Here is a 20,114-nt window from a genome sequence, read left to right on the forward strand (position 1 = left end):
AAGTTGTACTCCATACATCATGGCTGTGCTCCTTGTGTTGCATTTTGCAATGCCGTATTCGTTGAATTCTCAGCTTGAGGTGCTGGTGTTGGTGCCTTTTGAGCAGATACCACACGTGCTGTCGCCTTGTTGGTCGTCACCTTATCAACCAATTGCAAACCGTTTAAATCACGATTAGAACCAACGCCTGTTCCACCTTGACCTGAATTCCCACTGATCAAACGAAAGTTTACTTTTACCGCTAATGATGGTTGTTGAACACTTGCCCAAGTCATTTCGATGACACCATTTTGATCACGACGTTGCGAAGAGTCGATCAAACGATTGATCCCGTATTCACCTGGTGCATCAAAAATCGTATGCGTTTTCCCTTCGAGATCGACTGCAGTAATACGTGCTCCAGGAATAGCACCAGTATTCGGCCAAACAAAGTTCACCCACTGTTGGATACCATTTTCAAAGACCATACGTTGACCATCAATATCAATCGTATAAGACAGCAACTGTGGATTAGACAATGGATAGAATTGGAAGTTGGACTGATTGGTCGCAGCAGGAGCAGAACCTTGTGACAAAGTACCTGTAGCTACACCGTTAAGTGGTGAAACATAGCGTTGGAAACTCATCACAAATTGTGGATTCAAGATAATGCCTTGGTCTTTCCACGTTTTAGAAGTCAGTGTGTAGCCACGACGAATCACAAATGGATCGAGCGTTTCTTTAACAAAATTGGCAATACTACCGCCCTCACCGAAGATTTGACCGATTTCACTACTCGTCGCTTGGATTGAAGCCGAGGTATTGAATGGAACCTTTTGGCTCAGAGTCTGATTAAACGGTTGATAAGCTTGCATCACCCATAATTTATTAATCTCATCTTGTGCTGGCGTGATTAAGCTTGCAAAGGATTGTGTCAGTGGACTCACCAAAAGCTTTTGAATGAGCTTATTGTCAATATCATTCAGACCGACCGTCAGTTTTTCATCGACAAGTTTTTGCGTAGTATTAAATACTGAGGTTTGTTCATTGATGGTTTGTTTTACCAAAGCCATCGCATTTGGGCCAATATCCCCTGCATTTCGGAGATCATTAAACTTACTGCGTACCTGTGCGAGATTTTCTAAATACTCATCAAGTAATGATTTATTTTGCTGATCATCACGTTTACGAACCAACTGATAAAAAACGTTAAATTCTTTTGAGATAGCACCTTGGGCGCGCTCAGCTGCACGTTGAATTTCATTGGTATTATCTTGACGAAGAACCTTACGTTTAAACCAAGCGATAAATCCTGTTTGTGGAGCCGCCAATTCCGCTTGAACCACAGGGTTATCCCAATTGGTTTCTTTCGCTGTATGCTCAATGAGCAAACGTATCGGGGAGTTTTGAGGCTCACCCAATAAATCTATTGTTTTATGTTGCTGGGCAAAATCAGGTTGTTTTGCGTAATAAATTCCATTCAAGAATTTACGCCACTCTGCGATATATTCTTTCTTATAGAGTTCAGTCAGCTGCTTACGAATTTGATCTGGACTACCACTAAAGGTGAGGTCATCTGATTGATTGCTGTTCAACACCCAGTCACGACTGTCTGTCGGACTATTCGCAGCTTCATCAATGGCTTGATCGATATATTCGTTCCATGCCTTATATGTAAATACCCCAGGAAGAGCATAAGAACCTAATACGGCACTACGATTGTTCTCACCTACAATTTGAGCTGCTGTCACCGCTGGATATCGTACAGCAGCACGCATTTTGATCTCATTATAAACTCGATCACGTGCTGGCATCCCCTTCATCACCGCCAACAATACTTGTCGGCTTTGATCAACCAATTGCGCATCCGCTGACAACTGTGGGAATTTTGGATCATTCGCCAATGTCATGGTATAGGTCAGCACCTGCTCCGCTTTTTGGATCATTTCACCACGTGGCATTTGTCCACGATTCGCATCTAACCATGAACGCCAAAAGCGCGTAACCTGATCACTCAGATGACTTGCTTCCATATATTTTGAATTGCTCATCATCAAATAAGCTTTCAATGCGTTGTAAGCATCTTGCGGATTCGAATCAGAAGGTTCCAAAGCATTTTGTGCAGGTTTAGGCGATACTTGCTGAATTTCAACATTAACGTGATTTTCTTTTAGTGTCGCTTCATTATTTTTGACACGTTGCAAGAACTGGCCAATATTTTGTTGAGACGGTTCTAAAACAATTTGTCGCACACCATTTAAATATTCGGTTTTAAGTTTTTCCCGCAGATCATTGCCTTGATACAAACCAAAGCCAAACTTTAATGGACGATCTTCTTCAAATTGATCTAACTGTTCTAAACGCTGTTGTAAAATTAGTAACGAGTCGAGCTGTGTCGCCAAATGCTGACCTGATGCCTGCTCCATTTGCATCACTTTATTCAGATCGGCTTGAACATCTGCGATCAACTGTTGGTTGTTACGGTAAGACCACACCCACAGGCCTAAAATTACAGATACCCCAAGTAAAGCTGCAATAAAACTCAAATAACGTTGGCGCTTTTTCGCTGGGTTAATATGTTGCTTCACCAAGTTTTTATCTTTCAGAATGACATCTGAAAATAATCCCTTTAAGAAATACCCATGATTCTGTGATACAGAATTTTGTGGAATACCATGTTCGCTGTTCGGAATTTTCTGAAGTCTAAATTCTTGAGCAATTTGCTCCGTCATTGGACTCTCGATCGTTCCTTCTTGTAAGGCACTGGTGAAGTAAAAACCACGGAATACAGGTTTGAACTGATACGGGTTTTCCTCAAATAGTGTTCCTATAAAAGTTTTGAGTGCTGGCTTTAAAGTCTTAAACTCAAGCGGAAAAGTCATCACACTTGGTGAGATATTCTGTGCATGACGGCGACTTAAATGAGTCGTACTCACGCTTTTCAATCCATCATACAAAATGTTGTAATGATGCTCGAATAGATCAACAGCATTTTCAGATGAATCTGGATTATAAGGCAGCGTTGATCCCCAAACTTGGTCAAATTCATCTTGATCATAACAATCAAAAAACTCAGTGAATCCTGCGATCAAATCCATTTTCGAAAACACCAAATATACAGGTGCAAAGATTTCTAAACGTTCCGTCAAATCTTGTATACGTGCTCTCAAGTTTTTAGCAAGTTTCAACGATTTTTCAGGACTTTGACTAACTAACTCGGCAATACTGACGGTGACAATCAGTCCATTAATCGGCGCTTTAGATCTATTTTTTTTGAGCAAGTTCAAAAAACCAATCCACTCAGAGTGATCTTCTGCATAGACTGAATAACGACCAGCAGTATCCAACAACACCCCTTCTGTTGAGAAAAACCAGTCGCAATTACGTGTTCCACTCAAACCTGAAGACACTGCATTTTTATGCGTTTCTTCGAATGGGAACTTTAAGCCCGAGTTATAAATGGCAGAACTCTTACCGGCAGCAGGGTTACCAATGACCATATACCAAGGCAACTCATATAGCGCTGCATTCCCTTTTTTATCACCCAGCTTTGACTTACGAATGAGCTGAATTGAATCCTTCATCTGTTGATGAACCAATTGTAGTTCATCTTTATCCTTCTGCTTACCATACTCAGCTTGGGTATCTTTTTCGATTGCTTCCGCCAATTCTTCCCCTTGCTTCTCATGGCGTTTGCGTTGAATGAACCAATAGATTCCATAACCGATTAGACCCAGTACATAAGCCACCGCAAGCGGCCAGAAATACTGTCTAGGTATCGTGTGATAGGCAGACACTAAGGCAACAAACAATGACAATGCAATAATTGCCTTTGGGTTTGAAACGTACTGCCATACATAGCCTAATATCGTGTGCATTGTATTCTCATTTTTTTCGTAAATTTTTAAACGTTTTGCTGCTCAGGATTTATGTCTGTTTCTGATTGATAAGTTTGAATAAATGTCTGAACATCAGGGTTTTGAGTTGTATACACCATTGTCATTAACGCATCATCAAACTGAAAAGCGAGAGTAAATCCAAAAATTTTAGCTAAGCTTTGTGTATTCCCAAGTGTTGGATGAAGCATTAAATAATGATGTTGCTCAATATTCGTATTGGCAAAATTTTGCTCAATTTTTTTAAGTGTTTTGAGTTGAGTAATGTCATCCAACAGAACTGTAAAGGGCTGCTCATTTTCCACTTTGAACTGATGATCAATGTTATAGCGATCTAAACTCTGTTTCAGTTGTTTTTCATTTATCGCAATATCTAATGTTTTCGTAGGTAAAACATTTTCAATTTGAATTTTAGGTGAAGCTAAACAACAGCTCGAAATATATTCTGCAGGAATATATTGTTCTGAAATCCAAATCTTTTCATCCAATGTATCTTGATCAATTTCGGAATCAACGATAAACACAAGACTTATAGACGACTCATCTTTTTCAATACTTTGTAAAAGATGAATCCATTCACTATAGCTTGTTTCAGCACCCCAATAGTGGTGTTCCACGTGAAACACTTCAGGAATATAATTGAGCTGACTCAGGTAGTCTGAAATGAGTTGCTCAGAATCTTTTTCATCCCAAACATGCAGTAATTCTTCAGCGAGAACCAGGTGGATTTTAAGCTTATTCAGTCGATAAACTTGCTGCACAGAAAGAGTATCTTCCCCATCATGATACTCAGCCTGAGGATCAATCCATGCTGGATGCATACGATAAGATTGGCTAATTTGAGTATCGTAGAAAAGCGCTGATTTTTTTAAATGCTCACTAATTTCCCAGAGTATTTCTGTTTGTTGTTCGAGTTGAGTCAGAATCAATTGATGAATGCGGTATTGCCGTTTGAAGCTATATTCATCCTCTTCATTTTGTTCGACGTCTAAATCAGAAATTCGATAACTCAGAATAGGCAAGCCATACCCATTCAATAATTTGTCATCAAGTTCAGGACTCTTGAATTCCCGAATCGCATCAATAATCAGATGATTTTCACCCAAAGCATTGAGTGCATAAGCGCGATAGACATTTAAATTGATCCACTCCACAGGCTCAGGCTGTAGCTCCTCAATTGTGGTCTCATCGCTAAGTTGAGGATCATTCTGTTTATTTTTTTGCTCTTTTATCCAATGATAAATCATATATGGCATCACCAAAAAAGCAGTGATTGCAACAGGTAACAATCCAAAAAAGATAAGTAGATCACTGCCAGAAGGATCAAAATTGATGTCACGCCAATACAGCACCACAATCGCAGAAATCACCAGATAAACAGTAAGGAATACTCCAACAATGATTTTGATCATGACGCTACTCCAAGCAATGGGTAGCAAGTTTCATCATTGTCTAGCGGTTGATTATGAGCTAAAAAGGCACCCTGACTAAGCCCCATAGAATGCTCCGAATTTAAAGTAATAGGCTGTATTTCTTGTTTTGATAAAATTAAACGAACATCAACCAATAAGGTTGGGCTACACCAGCTTTGTAGTAGTTTTTTTAATTTTAAACTTAGTTTTTGTTGTGGTAGAAAATCTAGGTAAGTTTTACGATCCAACGGTCCAATTTGAATTTCAATTTTGCCATCAATTTGGGTAATAGTCTCTCCACAAAATGTATTCAATCCTAACAAGCTTGGCGTCGCCCCTCCTAAGGATGTTCTCTGCTGAAGCTCTAATTTAAATTTTTCAGGGATAAATTCTTGTATTGCCACATGCTGATTAAATACCTGTGCAATCATGGTTTTTAAAGCATGTGCTGTATTATTTTGCCCCTGCATTAATCCTGCAAATTCAGCAAAATAATCATCAAGTTCTTGTTGTTGATGTTGCTGACTAATATAACCATTTAAAGCATGGATAATATTCAGATAATGATTTTCAGACTCGACCTCATACCGTACTGGTAAATTGTACTTAACCGTCGCATCAACGAATTGTGAAGTGAGCTTATGATTAAATAAACTCAAGAATTGCGTTGTTTCAACTCGAAATTTGCGTGGTGCTGATTTAACTTTATTGGTATAGCTATAGGGTAATGCCCCCTGCATGCCAGTCAAACCTACCATTAAATTTGTAAGCTGAACTTTTTCATCTTCTAAAGCTAGCGATTCAATTTCTTTTTTAGGGAAGTTAAGCTCTAAGGAAGGATGAAATTTAAAATCACGATCCCATGGTGTATGTGGCCGAGCATAGGGCACATGTCTTAACAATCGAATCGACTGAATAAATTCATAAGCAGTCGGCTGTTGAAATAAATGGTCTATTACAGAAGCTTCTTGCCACCAACGTTCTGCACGCATTGGTATAACTCCTGTTGTGATTGAGCATCTTCGATTATGACATCGACAAAACTGTTTAACTGCACTTTTAAGTTAAACACATGGCTCAGCAATTGACTGAAAATATAAAGACTATGACCTCTGAATACTTGTTCATCGATTCGGATAACAACTTTGAGTCCTCGAACGAAAAGCGGGAAAGGTTTGGCTTCAACCAACTTATGCGTCAGGCTAAATTCAATTTGTTTAATCGAATTAATTAACAGATGATTTTCTTTATTCGACGGTAAGTTATATAACTCTAATAGTTCTTTTAAATGCGCTACCGCATCCCCTTTCATCAGTGCTAAAGTATTTAATGAAAGATGAGAAATAATGCGCCATTGCTCTTTCTGATTTTGCTCAAATTGATAGGGTAAACTCGGACGCTTCAATACCAAAGCACGACGTGCCAAACTACTATCATTTAGATTTAAAATATTATTTGACTGGCTTAATGCTTCATGCGGTAAATTCCGATTCGAACATAGCAATACGGTGCTAATAAAATCAGACTTTGTATCATACGGCTGTAAATGCTTAGAAATAATGGAATAACCCGTTTCAACAAACTTATTGTTGAGCTGTGATGAGTTCAATGCATAGAAAAATTGGACATTTTCATCATGGTAATGACTCATTCCAAAGAACGGCAACACTGGATGATAAACCTGTTCCTGATTAATCTTTTCACGAACCATGTGCATTTTCTGAATCGAATAGACCTGATAAAACTCAGGATGATGCGCATCCGTGATCAATGGATATTCAAGTTGTCGATGATGTATTTTTTGTGGTTCAGCATTTTTTTCAAAAAGATTAACAGCCGGCGTGCTAAATAATTTGAAATTTGCAACATTCAGCTCTGAATAATTACGAATAATCGCCTGATCGTTTAGGTTTAACTTAAAATGAATTTGGAGATCAAAACTCGTTTGTTGATCTAATAAATTTCTTAAAAAAGACAAATCAAGATTAAGAAAGCTGAATTTATCTGCAAAACAAAAATATTCCATCAACAAGCGATAGGCATGATGTGTATGTTGATCAATAGGCAATAAACTCTCATCTTCCTCAAAGCCCATTAAGGAAAATGGATTAGAAATTTGATAAAGCTGTGTTCTAATGCGTACCGTAAAAGTCGTATCTTTTTTGAAAATACTATCCAAAACTTGCAGCGGAAAATTTGAAATAGCATCTAAATAAATAGGGAGTTTTTCTTGATGAATCCACAAGCCTGCTTCATTGAAAGTTTCAAAACTTAATTGCAAAGTGGCATTTTGATTGAGATGAATTTGAGCACTTGGGTTCGTTTTAAATTGAACTTGATTCAGTTGAATGGGAAGTAATCGTACAGCTTGACAGGTATTAAATTCACATTGAACCCCCTTAAAGCTTCGTGATTTTAGCGTTGTTGCCTGCGGAATGACGTGAGCTTCAGTTAATTGTTTTATTTTATTTTGATCTTCGAAACTGACGACAGTACAACTTGGAAAATGTCTTAAATATTGAGGGAACATCACCTCAAATAAAGCACGTGTAAAAACGTCATAACTGTCTGCTAATTTTTTATCAATTCGAGCAGCAATCAACGAAAACGCCTGAATTAAGCGCTCAATGTGTGGATCATCAATCTGTTCTTGGTTGAGCGAGAGCCGTTGGGCAATTTTAGGATACTTCTGAGCAAATTCACGAGATTGTTGTCCAAATTCTTGTAATTGTTTTTCGTAGTACGGTAAAAGTTCTTCTATCACAAAAGCCCCAATCTTAAGATCTAGCCGAAATTACATATTGTTGTGTCGTTGGTTTCAATAAAGCATCAAAAACTACAGGCTCATACAATGGATGGATATTTAAATATGCTTGAATACTGAGGCAAAGTGCGCCCATATTGTCGCTGTCTAACAACATTTCAACTTGAATTTGTCGTAGGCGAGGTTCATGTGCCGCAATGGACTGCTGAATAGATTGGCAAATTTTGTCTCGATCCATTGGATTGGCTGTTGATAATCCAACAAAATCAATAATGCCAAACTGTGCAATCGAGCCTTTAACCGTAGGGAAGTCATCAATTTGATCAAACTTGGCTACTCGACTATTGAGTAGATCTTCCAAGTCATGTGCAACAGATTCACGTAGCTCTTGCATAGATAAGCCTTTGATCTGATCCTCATATTCTGGAATCAAGCGGTCAAATAAAGTTGCACGGAAGCCAAATGGATAAAGATGATCTAAATTTGTTTTCATCTTGCCTACTCTAAAAGATGAATAAAGGCCAACTTAAGTCAGCCCCTACTCCTCTCACTTTCAAGACTTTAAGCTTTGTAGCTTGCAGTGTTGTTAGAAAGTGACCATTGCTTCGTGATCGCACCTTTTTGAGTACCATCGATATCTTGTTGGTTGTATGTCCACTCAACAGCAGCATATTTCAAACCAAATGCTTCAGTCGGAACACCTTCAGCATTTACAGATGGTGTTACGCTTGAAACTAGAACATGTTTCAATTTGATTTGAAGGTACTTAATACGCTTATCACCATTCGCACGGTAGTAATCGATTTGTACTTCATCAAAAGTGTAACCAGCAGAACATGCTTCCCAAAGTTTCGGGCTAGTCGCATCTAAATCTTTAACGAATAACATGTCTGAATGTTCAACACGCTCAGAAGTATGACCACCAACACTTGAAGATGTCGCAGATTTAGGCTGACGGATGTTATGAGACCAAGAATTAACTTCCAACCAATCTTTGTGCTCAGTGTCACGAGATTCGCCGTCTACTTTGTATTTTCCTCGAAATTGAACATATATATCTTTCATGAAGATTTCCTGTTTTATTTAACGTTATTATAAAGTTGCTCTATTTAATTAGAGGACTGAGGTAACTCAGTGACAAGTCTCAAAGATACCGACAACTCGTCCAACTGGAAGTGCGGTCTTAAAAACACGACCGATTTGTAGTGACCAGGGTTCGCCGGGTCTTCCACAACTTTTACAGATGCTTCACGAAGCGGGCGCTTAGCTTTGGCCTCTTGTGATGCACCATCATCTAGTAATACATATTGAGATAACCAATCATTCAAGAAGCTTTCTACATTTCCAGCTGAAGCAAAACTTCCGACTTTATCTCGCATCATTGCTTTCAAATAATGCGCAATACGCGACACAGCCATGATGTATTGAATCTGGCTTGAGAGTGCTGAATTTGCATTCGCTGTATCGCTATCATATTTCTTAGGCTTTTGGGTCGATTGAGCCCCAAAGAACGCTGCGTAGTCTGTGTTTTTGCAGTGTACTAATGGAATAAAACCGAGATCGCTCAACTCTTTCTCACGGCGGTCCGTAATCGCAACTTCTGTCGGACACTTAAATACGACTTCACCATCATTGGTTTTGAAGGTATGTACTGGCAAGCCTTCTACTAAACCACCACCTTCAACTCCACGAATTGCTGCACACCAACCATGCATATCAAATGCATTCGTTAAACGTGTACCGAAACCGTATGCTGCATTCATCCAGAGATATTGATCGTGATCTTCACCTGAGACTTCTTCAACGAAGTTAAAGCCTTCTGTTGCCCAACCCTCTTTAGGGTCATAAGGCAGGCGACCCAGAACGCGTGGCATAGTTAAAGCCACATAGCGAGAATCATCACTTTCACGGAATGAGCGCCACTGTACATATTCTGCAGTTTCAAAAATTTTAGATACATCACGAGGACGATCAATTTCAGTGAAAGATTCAAGACCTAGAATTGAAGGGCTTGCTGCTGAAATAAAGGGTGCATGAGAGGCAGCGGCAACATGAGAGATTTGTTCTAAAAGATACATATCTGACGGTGTGCGATCGAATTCAAAATCACCAATCAAAGTTGCGTAAGGTGCACCACCAAAAGAACCATATTCTTCTTCATACACTTTTTTGAACAATGTGCTTTGATCAAAGTCAGTTGCGCCTTGGAAGTCCTTAATCAATTCTTTTTTAGTGGTATTTAAAATGCGGATTTTAATTAAAGGATTTGAAGGTGTTTCTTGACAGAAATAGTAAAGTCCACGCCAAGTCGACTCAATCTTTTGAAACTGTTCATGATGCATAATTTTGCTTAATTGAGCAGAAATTAAAGCATCAATTTCAGCAATACGCTTATCTATTGAGACCGTCATGTTTTCTGAAACAGTAATTGTTCCAGCCATAACTTCTTTGGCTAATTCCCCAATTAAATTTTTCGCACGAACATGTTCATCATCGTTACGCGCAATTCGACTTTGTTCAACAATCGAATCTAGAAGACTCGTTTCTTCAACAGCATTGCTTGTCGCAGGTGCGGTTTGTAAATTACTCACGGTCGTCGCCTCCTGCTTCAGCACTTAATTTGCGTACTTGATCTGTATTTTGAAGAATTTCATCAAGCAGATCTTCTAGACGTTCACTATTTGAAATTTTATTACGCAAATCTGAAAGGCGTTCACGCGCTTCAACCAATTTGCGTAAAGGGTCAACTTGTTGAACAACATTTTCAGGTCGGAAATCTTCCATTGAGTTAAAAGTAAGATCTACCGACATATTTCCACCCTCTTCCGAAATTGTGTTTTCAACTTGAAAGGCTGCTCTTGGTGCTAGCGAACTCATTACTTCATCAATGTTATCCAAATCCACATTAATAAATTTCTTATCTTTCAGTTTGGTTCTTTCAAGTTCAGATGCTGCTGAGAAGTCCCCTAATACACCAACAACAAAAGGAAGTTCTTTTATTTCTTTACCATCACCTACTTCTACGTCATATGTCAGTTGTACTCGAGGTGGTCGAATGCGTTGTAATTTTTTTTGAACACTTTCACGCTTAGCCATATTATTTTTTCCTAAATTTGTAATTTGATCAGTTCAACGAGCCAAATGGATTCTCACGTTTTGGTGCTGCTGGTTTTTCAACTTTCGCAGGTGTCGTTGTTTTAGCGGGTGTTGTTTTTGCTGGAGTCGATGCACGGCGCGTCGTACGTGCAGGCTGTCGAGTAGTTCGAGTCTCTTGAACACGCTTAGGTGCTTCTTCAACTTTGGTTTCGATTACAGTCAAAGGTTTAGCTTTTTTAACTGCTTCAGAAAGTGCCAATGCTGGTTCGTAAGTCTCTTCAGTCAAATAACGTACTTCTGGTCCACGCATTTGCTCTAATGCCTCATTCGCGATTCCGATTCCAGCTAAAAACTTAGTATCTGTTAACGATGAGTGCTGAACATTTTGTACATTAAGACTGTTCACCAATTGAAGTGCTTTCTGATTTTGTCCGATTTGTTGAAAACGCTGAGCTGCTTGTGCTAGAAAACCATTTTTATTGTCTTTATTTTTTTTATCACATGCTTGAGCATAAATTTGTAGCAATGTCTGGTCTGTTTCACCCGCTACTAATGGATGATCTTTAACACAACCTCTTTTGAGTTTTACTTCATCTGCGTAAGTTGTAGACGCCATCCCCAACCCAATTAGCAGAGTTGTAAGCAAAATTTTAGTATTCAAAATACACCCTCATTTATTATAAAATTTACATTAACTATATGATTCACTGAATCATTTTTTAACACACTCAATGTTTAGAGCAATGTCTTCTATATATATTAGATTTAATTAAAATTTAAACTTATAAATGCAAACTTAGTCAACATTATGACCATTATAATAAAGAAACAATTAAGTTTTTTAAGTTACAAAATTATATAGTTCTGTAAACGATTCACACTATAGGATAGTTTTTTTATCACCTTTATTTAGGTAGAATAAAAAATATGGGTGAATTTTTTCATACTAAAAATTATTGTTTATTAAATATTTAGTCGTTAAAAATCTTAAAAATAGACGTTATGTAGGTTTATTTTAAGTAACTATAAATAATTTGAACACAGAGAATTCTGATGAATAACTTGAAAATTTTGATTACAAAACTATCTCCTACGACAAGAACAGCACTAGAAAAGTCTGCAAATTATTGTATTAATCAACAAAATTACGAAATTGAAATTGAACATCTACTCTTCGAATTATTAAATCAAAACGTAAAAAATGATCTCTCTATTTTGCTCGATCACTATAAAATTTCTAAAAATGCACTGATCGATGATTTACAAGAAACGATTTCGCACTTGCCCAAAGGCAATACGCGTACACCTATTTTTGCTCAATCGATTGTACGTCTGCTAGAACAAGCTTGGCTTATTGCTTCCGCAGATCAAACCCCAGTCATCCGTAGCGGGCACTTATTAGTTGCGTTATTGACTGCAGGAGATTTATATCAAATCGCGCTTCGTGCATCGAGTTTATTCGATCTGTTCCCGATTGATACGATGAAACACAAATTTATAGAAATTTGTAAAGCTAGCATTGAAGAGCATCTCCCTCAAGCTGATCATCAAAATGATGTTCAGGATCAGGATACGATTCAAAGTTCAGAATCTCATGCAAAAACACCTGCACTAGATCAATACACCATTAACTTGACTCAAAAAGCGCTGAACGGTGGGATTGATCCTGTCATTGGACGTGAGTTTGAAATTCGCCTTATGTTGGATATTCTGATGCGTCGTCGTCAAAATAATCCTATTTTAACAGGTGAGCCAGGTGTAGGTAAAACTGCTGTCGTTGAAGGTTTAGCGCTGAAGATTGCCAACAACCAAGTGCCTGATGCATTAAAAAATGTACATATCCATGTTCTTGATATGGGTCTATTACAAGCAGGTGCAAGTGTAAAAGGTGAGTTTGAAAATCGCTTAAAACAAGTCATCCAAGAGGTTCAAAGTTCCGCTCATCCTATCATCATCTTCATTGATGAAGCACACACACTGATTGGTGCAGGCGGTCAAGCTGGTCAAAATGATGCGGCGAATCTCCTTAAACCAGCCTTAGCACGTGGCGAGTTAAGAACAATTGCTGCAACTACATGGGCTGAATATAAGCAATATTTTGAAAAAGATGCGGCGCTCAGTCGTCGTTTCCAAGTCGTCAAAGTTGAAGAACCGACTGAAGAGGTTGCGATTGATATGCTTCGCGCCATGATTCCTGTCATGGCTAAACACTTTAATCTTCAAATCGATGACGAAGCCATTGTGACTGCTGTTCATTCTTCACATCGATATATTGCTGGTCGACAACTCCCAGATAAAGCAGTGAGTGTTTTAGATACTGCTGCCGCTCGTGTGGCATTAACTCAGAATGCTCAGCCGGTAAAGTTAGATCAGCTACATGCTCAACATCATAATTTATTGCTTGAATTAGATATTTTGGAACAAGAGAATAATCAGTTCCCACAGCATGACGAACGCCTCTCCAATCTTAAAAATACGATCACTGAAATAGAAAATGAGTTAAATGCCACAACTGAAAAGTGGAAACAAGAACTAGAAATTGTTCAAAAAATCAAAACACTTGAGCAAAAAAATTCTGAATTAAAAGATGAAGAACACATTAATGATTTTAAAAATCAGATTCAGCAACTTAGATCCGATTTAAAAATATTACAAGGTGAACAACCTCTGGTATTTGAACGTGTTAATGCACAAATCATTAATGAGATTATTTCAGACTGGACTGGTATTCCTGTAGGAAAAATGGTCAATGACGAAATTAAGCAAATTCTAAGTTTAGAAGAAAAACTGGAACAACGCGTCATGGGGCAAGACTATGCCCTGCATCAACTTGTTCAAGGAATCAAAACTTCTAAAGCAAAACTTGAAGATCCAAACAAGCCTCAAGGGGTATTTATGTTGGTTGGACCAAGTGGTGTAGGGAAAACAGAAACGGCTTTAGCTTTAGCCAATGAGCTGTATGGTGGGGAATCTCATCTCATCACGATTAACATGTCTGAGTATCAAGAGGCTCATACTGTTTCCTCATTGAAAGGTGCGCCTCCAGGCTATGTAGGATATGGTCAAGGTGGTGTCCTCACTGAAGCTGTTAGACGCAATCCGTATAGCGTTGTTTTGTTAGATGAAATTGAAAAAGCACATTCAGATGTTCAAGAGTTGTTTTACCAAGTCTTTGACAAAGGCACACTTGAAGATGGTGAAGGACGTGTTATCGATTTTAAAAACACCACAATTTTATTGACCTCTAACACTGGCTCAAGCGCAATTATGCAGGCCTGTTTGACTAAACCTGTAGAAGAATGGCCTACGGCAGAAGACTTAATTGAACATTTAAAACCAAGTTTATATAAACAGTTTAAACCTGCCTTCTTAGGGCGTATGCGTATCGTGCCTTACTTCCCACTCCATGATGATCTACTTGTGCGTATTATTCATCATAAGTTAGGCAAAATTACTGATCGTATTTTCAAACAATATCAAACACGTGTTGAGTATACGGATGATTTGGTGGAACTACTCTTAAGTCGCTGTACAGAAGTCGATAGTGGCGCACGTAATGTCGACAATATTCTAAACTCTTCAGTTTTACCTGAACTTGCAACACAAATATTGATCGCCTTGGCGGATAACAAAGTCCCTAAGTTAATTCAAATTGATAGCAAAGATAACGTGATTGAGTATCGATTAGATCCAACAACAGCACCGAAAAAGCGTAAAGCCACCAAAAAGAAAATTGTTGAAGCATAATTATTTGAGTATATAAATTAATATGAACATTGATATAAAACAGCTACTTCAACCAATCTCAGATCAAGCGATCTGTGGCGAAGATCTATCTTTTTCGAATGAATTTCATGAGATCAAGAAAGCGAAAACTCAAGATGATCCGCTCTTAGATATGGGGGATTGGGTAGCTGAACCTAAACAAGCAGATTGGTCATTTGTTTCGGCAAAATGTATCGATGTTCTGACTCAAAAAAGTAAAGATATTCGTTTATTGACTTGGTTAAGCGAGGCTTGGAGTCAAATCTACGGTTACGAAGGAGTCGCTCGTAGCCTTGAGCTTTCACATCGCATGTTATCCAATTATTGGAAAGATATACATCCTGAAATTGAAGATGATGATTTAGATCAACGTCTAGGTTTATTGCAAGGTTTGACTTCTCAGTTACCTGCTTTGATTAAACGTGTTCCACTCATCAATTCAGCTCCTTTCTATTCAATCTATGATTATGAAAAATTACTGCATCAACAAAATGTAAGATTAAAAAATGCTGATGATTATGGATCTTCTCAGAATCATCCAGAACTCGAGCAATTCGAACAAAGCTTATTTAATACCTCAAAAAGTTTCCAATACAACAATTATCAGTTCTTTTTAGAAATTTTGACGCACTGGGATACCCTCAAGCAAGTACTTGATCAACTGATGCAATTAGATGCTCCAAGTTTCGCAAATACTGATTCTCAGTTGGAAGACATACATAAAACACTGAAAAAAATTTATAAAGCAGATGCATTTTTAATGTCTGAGGATACTCCTGACATGAATCAAGACCTACAATTCCAAGAAAACAATTCAAATATAAATTCTGCTCCAACAGCAAATATACAAGCAGCAGTAACTCAACAGTCATTTCAACCTCAACCACAAAGTCATCTACAAAATCGTGAACAAGCAATGCGGGTGCTTAAAGATATTGCGGATTATTTTCAAGCAAATGAACCACATAGTCCTGTGAGTTATATGCTTCAAAAAACCATTAAATGGAGCCAAATGCCGCTTCATGAATGGCTCGCACAAGTTATTAAAAACGATAACAACCCATTGGAATCAGTCCATGAACTCTTGGGTGTAAAAAATAGCAATGAATCTAATGAATGGTAATCTCAATGTTTAAAGCAGAAAAAGTACTGTGGGGTGAAGGTCTGTTTTTAAGACCACAGCACTTTCAAATTCAAGACAGTTATCATGAACAGCGTTTAAATCAAACTATTCGCGCCACCATTCCATTCGCATATGGGGTACAACATCTCAAATTTGATGAATCTCAATTAACGACCCATGTGCTAGCAATTGAGCACATTGAAATGATTTGGCAAGATGGTGAAATTTACGCTGCTCCTTCGCGAGATCTTTTACCTCAGCCCGTACTGCTCGATGAGCTCAATTTCCGTGGTGAAATGACCATTTTTCTTGCGCTCCCTATCGTTCAACCAAACAAGCGTAATATCGCCCATGAGGCTTCGACACAACCAAGTCGATATCATTCGTATCTGAATGAAACTCATGATTTGTTCACAGATGCCACACCTGCTGAAATTACTTACATTCGTCGTCGTGCTGAGCTGAAATTACTGGAATCTCAGAATGATACTCCTCATGAACTGGATGGTTTTTTATATTTGCCAATAGGAAAAATTAAGCGTCATAGTTCAGGAAGCTTTGAACTTGATACAAAATTTATTCCACCAATTTTGCATATTGCTTCATGTGAGTCATTGGTTGCTAATTTAAAACGTACCTTGAATGTCATTAAAGCAAAAATCAAAACTATTCAAACCAACAATCGCGAAAACGAACAAAAATTAATTGAATTTAGATCAGGTGACATTGTTTCATTTTGGCTAGTGAATGCATTGAATACTGCTCATGCAACTCTCAGCCATTTATTGACTCATCCCCAAATTCACCCTGAACGCTTATTTTTTGAATTACTCAGATTGACTGGCTCATTACTGACATTCTCAACAGCCTATGAAGTTGAACATTTACCTCAATATCAACATCATAATTTACAAGATAGCTTTGCGCAGTTAGATGTCATTTTAAGAGAGTTACTCGACACAATCATTTCAAGTCGATACTTCAATATCAGTCTTAAAGAAATACGTCCTTCGTATTGGGTTGGTAGCTTAGAGTCAGATAAGATCACTCGCGAATCTCGTCTGTATATTGCAGTGTCTAGTTCAATGATGCAGACACACGAACTTGTACAAATTGTCCCACTACGTTTTAAAGTGGGCACAACAGTCGATGTTGAGCAACGTGTCGTCTCTGCATTGCCTGCTATTCCGATTCACCATTTGATGCAAGTACCTACTGCGATTCCAGTCCGCTCTGGTGTGAGTTATTTTGAAATTGAACCTCATCATGAACTCTATCAACGCATGTTGGAGTCTGAAACCATCTGTATTTATGTACCTGCTGGATTCCAAGATATCAGTATTGAACTCATCGCAGTGATGAATGGCTAGAGATTGAGAAGAGAAAAATATGAATATGCCTAATGGAGCACCTTCACTGTTCGATGACGGTCAGATTGGAGCAGGCTCTACACCACAGCAACAGAATAAATTGACACAGTCTTCTAATTTGGTTGATTTAATGCATGACGGTTTCTATATCGTTTTTTTAATTCGTAACCAATACGTTCCTGACAATGTCGATGAATTTCGCCAAAAAATCATGGATCAACTACAACGTTTCGAATTACAAGCGAAGAAGTTGCAGTTCTCAGCCGAGGATATCCATGATGCAAAATATGCATTTTGTGCATTACTTGATGAAACGATTGTCACACAACAGGACCCTAGTTATTTCCATTTACAAAATTCGTGGTTAATTAGTCCTCTTCAGTTAACTTTATTTGGATCTCAACTCGCAGGTTATCAATTTTTTGACTTATTAGAAAAAATTAGAACTCGTGGAAAAGATCGCTTAGCGGCTTTAGAAGTTTTTCACTACTGTTTACTGTTAGGTTTTCAAGGTAAATACCGTATTGAATCAATTGAAAGCTTAAATCATTTGGTTGCACGCGTAGGCGATGAAATAGATTATTTAAAAGGTAAAAAAGCCCTCTTTTCACCTTTCGCTGCATTGCCTGATCAAATTAAAAACATTATTCATAGAGAACTTCCATTCGCTTGGATTCTCTTATTTTTACTCCTCTTTGCATTATTGGCATTTTCTGGACTTCGCTATATGCTCAGTCAACAAGAGACCAAAGCCATGACTCAATATAATAATGTCATTAGTGCACCTGCTGAACAGGCCCACATAACGATTCATTTACCATAAAAGATATTCAACATGAGCCAAGAAAAGAAAAATATTAGAGTCCTTACACCTACTAAAAAAAATAAAAAAATTTCGCCTCTAGTAAGTGGGATCATTGGTGTAGCAATTGGTATCTCTGCCACATCTTTAGCTTTTTATACCTATTTAAATCAACCAAGCTTCCAACCGATTAACGCAGCAGATACAGATTCAACACACTCAAATGATAAATTATCCAATATTGATTCAGGAGTCACTCAAGCTGATCAAAACGAGCAATCTGAACCTGATGAATATCACCAAGCTCAACCCAAGCTAAATGAGCTTAATAATATTTTCAAACATCAGCAAACAAACTCTGCTCAAGCAACTCAACCAGTGACTTCAAGTAAAAATCCCTTTGAATCAACTTTTAATCAAGCGCAACCTTTAAGTAACGAAACTCCCCAAGTTCCACCTAAAGCAGAACCAGTAAAAAAGACCACAACTGAAGCATTACCGAAAACCATAAAAAAGCCTGAGTCTAAGCCTACGACAGCCAATGCAAATAAAGTTGCTGAAAGTAAAGCTGACACTGATGAAAATATTGATATTCCTGTAGCCAGCGTAGAAGTTTCAGTCACACGAACTGCTAAAGAACCTGCACCGTGATTTTTTTTATCATTGTCAGTTTTGTGATATTAATCATCGCACTGACTTTATTGATGTCTTATGAGATAAGACAAAAAGTAATAGATTTTGCACAAAGCTTATTACCACAAGGTAAAAAAAAGCTTTTAAACGCACGTAAATTTGCACATGAAATGAATCATGCTGCTTCAGCAGACCAAATTCAAACGCATTGGCACTTACAGCAATGGTGGATACTCATTGCTGGTTTTTTGTTACTTAGCAGTATTATGCTTTTTGCTTTTACAAAACCCGTTGATCCTACAAAAATAGAAGCAAACTATTTAAAGAAAGCTGATCCTCAAATTTATAACTTATTAAATGGGGAAATTCTTTCCCCTCCACCAGAGGTTGAAGAAATTCTCGTCGATGCAGCAATCGTTGAAGCTGTACGTCTTGAGCAACAATATCAAGCTCAAACTGGCGGTTCTGTTTCATCTACAACTATTCCTAATGTAGAAAATTCAGAGTTTTCTCATGGTCATCTCGATACTTCAATGGTAAATCGTAAGTGGGACAAGATGCATCCACGCTATAAACAACGATTACTTATGGTCTTCAAAATTATGAAGGAACAACATGGCTATGAATTAGTATTACTAGAGGGTTATCGTAGTCCTGCACGACAAAATAGCCTATCTCGGAATAAAGCAACCACTTTAGCGACTGCATACCGTAGCTATCACCAATTTGGTTTAGCAGCTGATGTCGCATTCAAGCGAGATGGTAAAGTCGTTATTTCTGAACGTGATCCTTGGGCTATGCGTGGCTATCAGTTATATGGTCAAGTTGCTGAGTCTGTCGGTTTAGTTTGGGGAGGACGTTGGACAAAAATTCATGACTACGGTCATACAGAATATCGAATGCCTGGCTTGGTTCGTAGCAAGGAAACTCATGATCGTTTCATGCGAGAAGCTGAACAAGGTAATTTAATGGCAAGCAATATAGAACAGTAATAATCCGTTGATTCTCTTTTCAAAATGCCTGTTAACGATACAGGCATTTTTGTATTTATTGATATATTTTGCGCTTGTAATTAACTATGTGAAGACATCGATTTAGAAGTTAATTTTTCCGTACCCATGCATTTCCCTTAATTTTATTTGTTTATTTTTTTTTTACTGCATAAAAAAACACCCCCTTCGAATGAAGGGGGTGTTTAGAATAATGAGCTGGCGATGACTTACTCTCACATGGGTAACCCCACACTACCATCAGCGCTAAGAGGTTTCACTTCT

General features: G+C 38.0%; 15 protein-coding genes. 6 read left to right on the forward strand and 9 right to left on the reverse strand.

Translation table 11 applies throughout. The features are described 5' to 3' along the window. Nucleotides 1-17: 17 nt before the first annotated feature. From tssM to AC1M9L_RS09870, 9 genes are all read right to left on the reverse strand, one after another. Nucleotides 18-3,857: a type VI secretion system membrane subunit TssM gene (gene tssM, locus AC1M9L_RS09830; protein WP_481592007.1), complete on the reverse strand. Its 3,840-nt coding sequence runs from the start codon at nt 3,855-3,857 to the stop codon at nt 18-20. Nucleotides 3,858-3,883: 26 nt separating this feature from the next. Further along, on the reverse strand, nt 3,884-5,287 hold the full coding sequence (locus AC1M9L_RS09835) for a hypothetical protein (protein ID WP_481592008.1): 1,404 nt from the start codon (nt 5,285-5,287) through the stop codon (nt 3,884-3,886). Continuing rightward, complete coding sequence (tssG, locus tag AC1M9L_RS09840) at nt 5,284-6,279, reverse strand: type VI secretion system baseplate subunit TssG (protein ID WP_481592009.1); 996 nt, start codon at nt 6,277-6,279, stop codon at nt 5,284-5,286. The genes AC1M9L_RS09835 and tssG overlap by 4 nt, the downstream gene beginning before the upstream one ends. Then, nucleotides 6,243-8,051: a type VI secretion system baseplate subunit TssF gene (tssF, locus tag AC1M9L_RS09845; protein WP_481592010.1), complete on the reverse strand. Its 1,809-nt coding sequence runs from the start codon at nt 8,049-8,051 to the stop codon at nt 6,243-6,245. The genes tssG and tssF overlap by 37 nt, the downstream gene beginning before the upstream one ends. 13 nt (nt 8,052-8,064) lie before the next feature. Beyond that, complete coding sequence (gene tssE, locus AC1M9L_RS09850; protein ID WP_092766610.1) at nt 8,065-8,544, reverse strand: type VI secretion system baseplate subunit TssE; 480 nt, start codon at nt 8,542-8,544, stop codon at nt 8,065-8,067. Nucleotides 8,545-8,612: 68 nt separating this feature from the next. Further along, entirely contained in the window at nt 8,613-9,116 is a 504-nt protein-coding gene (locus AC1M9L_RS09855; protein ID WP_092766611.1) for an Hcp family type VI secretion system effector, read from the reverse strand. A 44-nt stretch (nt 9,117-9,160) separates the two neighbouring features. After that, entirely contained in the window at nt 9,161-10,642 is a 1,482-nt protein-coding gene (gene tssC / locus AC1M9L_RS09860) for a type VI secretion system contractile sheath large subunit (protein WP_092766612.1), read from the reverse strand. Continuing rightward, entirely contained in the window at nt 10,635-11,147 is a 513-nt protein-coding gene (gene tssB / locus AC1M9L_RS09865; RefSeq protein WP_092766613.1) for a type VI secretion system contractile sheath small subunit, read from the reverse strand. The genes tssC and tssB overlap by 8 nt, the downstream gene beginning before the upstream one ends. 28 nt (nt 11,148-11,175) lie before the next feature. After that, a complete protein-coding gene (locus tag AC1M9L_RS09870) occupies nt 11,176-11,763 on the reverse strand; it encodes a hypothetical protein (protein ID WP_481592011.1) in 588 nt (195 codons plus the stop codon). 434 nt (nt 11,764-12,197) lie between these two features. Between AC1M9L_RS09870 and tssH the strand changes: the two genes are divergently transcribed. From tssH to AC1M9L_RS09900, 6 genes are read left to right on the forward strand one after another with little or no spacing between them, the layout of a single operon-like run. Further along, on the forward strand, nt 12,198-14,894 hold the full coding sequence (gene tssH, locus AC1M9L_RS09875; RefSeq protein WP_481592019.1) for a type VI secretion system ATPase TssH: 2,697 nt from the start codon (nt 12,198-12,200) through the stop codon (nt 14,892-14,894). Between the two features lie 22 nt (nt 14,895-14,916). Further along, nucleotides 14,917-16,035 (forward strand): type VI secretion system protein TssA, encoded by a 1,119-nt coding sequence (tssA, locus tag AC1M9L_RS09880; protein ID WP_481592012.1) that lies wholly within the window; start codon nt 14,917-14,919, stop codon nt 16,033-16,035. Between the two features lie 5 nt (nt 16,036-16,040). Beyond that, nucleotides 16,041-17,405, forward strand: coding sequence for a type VI secretion system baseplate subunit TssK (gene tssK / locus AC1M9L_RS09885; RefSeq protein WP_481592013.1), 1,365 nt, complete (start codon nt 16,041-16,043; stop codon nt 17,403-17,405). Nucleotides 17,406-17,424: 19 nt separating this feature from the next. Further along, on the forward strand, nt 17,425-18,228 hold the full coding sequence (gene icmH / locus AC1M9L_RS09890) for a type IVB secretion system protein IcmH/DotU (protein ID WP_481592014.1): 804 nt from the start codon (nt 17,425-17,427) through the stop codon (nt 18,226-18,228). A 12-nt stretch (nt 18,229-18,240) separates the two neighbouring features. Then, nucleotides 18,241-18,858, forward strand: a complete 618-nt coding sequence (locus tag AC1M9L_RS09895; protein ID WP_481592015.1) for a hypothetical protein — start codon at nt 18,241-18,243, stop codon at nt 18,856-18,858. Further along, complete coding sequence (locus AC1M9L_RS09900) at nt 18,855-19,832, forward strand: M15 family metallopeptidase (protein WP_481592016.1); 978 nt, start codon at nt 18,855-18,857, stop codon at nt 19,830-19,832. The genes AC1M9L_RS09895 and AC1M9L_RS09900 overlap by 4 nt, the downstream gene beginning before the upstream one ends. Nucleotides 19,833-20,114: the final 282 nt, after the last annotated feature.

The sequence above is a fragment of the Acinetobacter sp. ANC_7511 genome (genome assembly GCF_056779975.1).